This is a genomic window from Synechococcus sp. R3-13, from assembly GCF_047462195.1.
In the GTDB taxonomy this organism is placed as follows: Bacteria; Cyanobacteriota; Cyanobacteriia; order Thermostichales; family Thermostichaceae; genus Thermostichus.
In genome coordinates this window covers 1-2,408 of record NZ_JANSIO010000237.1, presented here as the reverse complement: position 1 = coordinate 2,408, position 2,408 = coordinate 1, and the positions used below count along the sequence as shown (strand labels likewise).

2 protein-coding genes and 1 pseudogene are annotated in these 2,408 nt (G+C 59.6%); all 3 read right to left on the bottom strand.

Annotation, left to right across the window (positions count from 1 at the left end; genetic code table 11):
- Window positions 1–100: 100 nt before the first annotated feature.
- Entirely contained in the window at window positions 101–1,069 is a 969-nt protein-coding gene (fmt, locus tag NW856_RS07450) for a methionyl-tRNA formyltransferase (RefSeq protein WP_414399688.1), read from the bottom strand.
- An 80-nt stretch (window positions 1,070–1,149) separates the two neighbouring features.
- Window positions 1,150–1,878 carry a hypothetical protein gene (locus NW856_RS07445; RefSeq protein ID WP_414399687.1) on the bottom strand — a complete coding sequence of 243 codons (729 nt, stop codon included), beginning with the start codon at window positions 1,876–1,878 and terminating at the stop codon, window positions 1,150–1,152.
- A gap of 165 nt (window positions 1,879–2,043) precedes the next feature.
- A pseudogene (locus NW856_RS07440) lies at window positions 2,044–2,408 on the bottom strand (electron transfer flavoprotein); the annotation flags it as partial.

Sequence of the window (2,408 nt, the reverse complement as noted above, 5' to 3'; positions counted from 1 at the left end):
TCTCTCTATCCTAACATAAGATCAACACGACCGTATTCGCCACCATTTATTCGCCACCATTTGGGTTGACCACGCCCAAGGGATCCCTGTGTGTGGGCTCTCAAGAATTGGGCAGCGGCTCAAAGCGCATTCCCACCTTGAGCTGGCCGCCATTGACCAAGTCCCAAGCCGATTGTTCTTTTCTGCCAGGCAGCTGCGCCCGCCGGATCAATAGGGATCCCTCTCCGGTGGCTACATAGACTCCTTCTCCCCTGGCCAATCCCACCACCTCGCCAGGGCTGCCTTGGGGGAGATCGCCAGGGGGTGGGTGCAACTGAGGAGAGGCAGAGCGGACAATTTTGATCCGCTGCCCCCTCAAACTGGTGAAACAGTCGGGAGAAAAGGCGCGGATTTGGTTGTGCAAGGCCTGGGCAGGGCGCTGCCAGTCGAGGTGAAAGTCTTGTTTTTTGAGCAAAGGGGCGTAGGTTGCCCGGGATCCGTCCTGAGGGATGGGGGTGAGTTCGCCTTTCTCCAATTTCAGGAGTGTTTCCACCAAGAGTTCTGCCCCCAGTTGAGCCAGTTGGGGTGCCAATTCTAGGCTGGTTTGCTCTGGCCCAATGGGTAGCTTGGCCTGGAGCAGGATGGCCCCCGTATCCATTCCCTCATCCATGAGCATGGTGGTCACGCCGGTCTCGGTTTCTCCGTTGGCAATGGCCCACTGGATGGGAGCAGCGCCACGATAGGCGGGCAGGAGGGATCCATGCACATTCACACAGCCCAGCTTGGGCATCTGCAACACCGTCAGGGGCAAGATCTGGCCGTAGGCCACCACCACAAACACATCGGCAGCCAGCGCCTCCAGAGCCGCCAGCACTTGGGGATCCCGCCGTAGGCGGACAGGCTGCCACACCGGGATCCCGTGGGCTTGAGCCAACACTTTGGTAGCGGGCGGGAGCACCTTTTGTCCCCGTCCCTGGGGCCGATCCGGCTGGCAGATCAATCCCACCACTTCAAAGGGAGACTGCGGCTGCAACAGGATCTGCAGCGAAGGCAGGGCAAACTCTGGCGTGCCGAAAAAAACAACCCGCATGGCCAACCCCAACGAGCACTGTCCTTCAGAATACGCTCAGCCAGCGGCTGCAAACGCTCGGCTACTTACTATCTCCTCCGTCAACTGACACCCGGAGATTCAGTCTGGGAGGCAGGAGAAGGGGGTGGCGGCTTATCCAGCGGAGAGATTTCTCTCTCTGAGATGGGGGATCGCCCGGTCAAGGGCACTTGGGGGGCCTGCCAAAAGGCGGGCTGTTTGAGATCGAACTCCTGGCTCCAGGCCGGGAAAAAGGAGCCCAGTTTCTGCCCGGAAAGCCGCAGCCGTTGCAAAAAAGTCCATTCCAGACGGGTTAAGGCTCGCCGCAGAAAATCCCTAGCCCAATCCGGATCCGGGGCTTCTGCCGCCTGCAAGTTCACCTGCAAGAGGCCCAGCTTGGGATGGAAATGAACCCGTGCTTGGATCCCTTCTGGACGCAACAGGTAATTCAGTACCTGCTGGATGGCTACCCCATCCCCCCGCTGAGCGCGATACAGAGGGCTGTTGGGGTTGGGCTGGGGCTGGTAGCGCCACTCGCAGTGCCATTCTGGGATCCCTTCATTGGCCAGAAAGCCAAACAGCTCCACCTGACGTTGCCTGTGGGTCAGCGCCATGTGCTCCAATGCCGGCGAGAGGTTCCCCAGCAAAGCATCCGGCTCAGGCAGGGGATCCCCTTCTAGACGCAGCAACAGGCGGTGGCCGGAAAGCCGCGCTTGTACCTGAAGATGGCCCAACCCCAGGGATTCCAGAGCTTCTTGCAGATCGGCCAAGATAGCGGGCAGAGGAGCCTGGACATCCAAAGAATCGCTCACCGACAAAAGATCTCCAACAAGCCCTAACCCAACCTAGCCAATTTCCTAGGTTGCTTGGATCCCTGGGATCGCCGGCCAAGATGGCCAGATCCATTCTGCTTTGGATAATTGCTAGACCCCCAGGATCAGGCGAGCTGCAGCGAACTGAGTTAACCTCAGCAACGGCTACAGCCCATAGAAATCCGGCCCGGATCCCTCGTAGCTGGGGTTGACCCGCAAGTTTAAGTGGGGACAGATGATCTCGCAGGTGCGGCACTGGATGCAGTTTTCCAAAGACATGGCATGGGAGCGGATCCCATGTTGGTCGCGGATGTGGTGTACCTCTGCTGTGCAGTCGGCAACGCAGGGGGTGGGGCGATTCAGCTTGTCGTAGGCGGCGATGCACCGGCGGCAGGTTTCGGCGTCGAACTCCAAGATATGACGGTTGCCTTCGGGGTAGCGGGGATCCGCGAAAAAAACCGCATCGGGCCGCGAGAAATAGCCCGGTCGAGAGGCCAATTCCTGGGGGGCCAGGGTTGTGGGGGCCACAA

What these genes read in the sequence shown, in the direction of transcription:
- fmt (WP_414399688.1), bottom strand. Translation starts at nt 1,069, where the DNA reads ATGCGGGTTGTTTTTTTCGGCACGCCAGAGTTTGCCCTGCCTTCGCTG.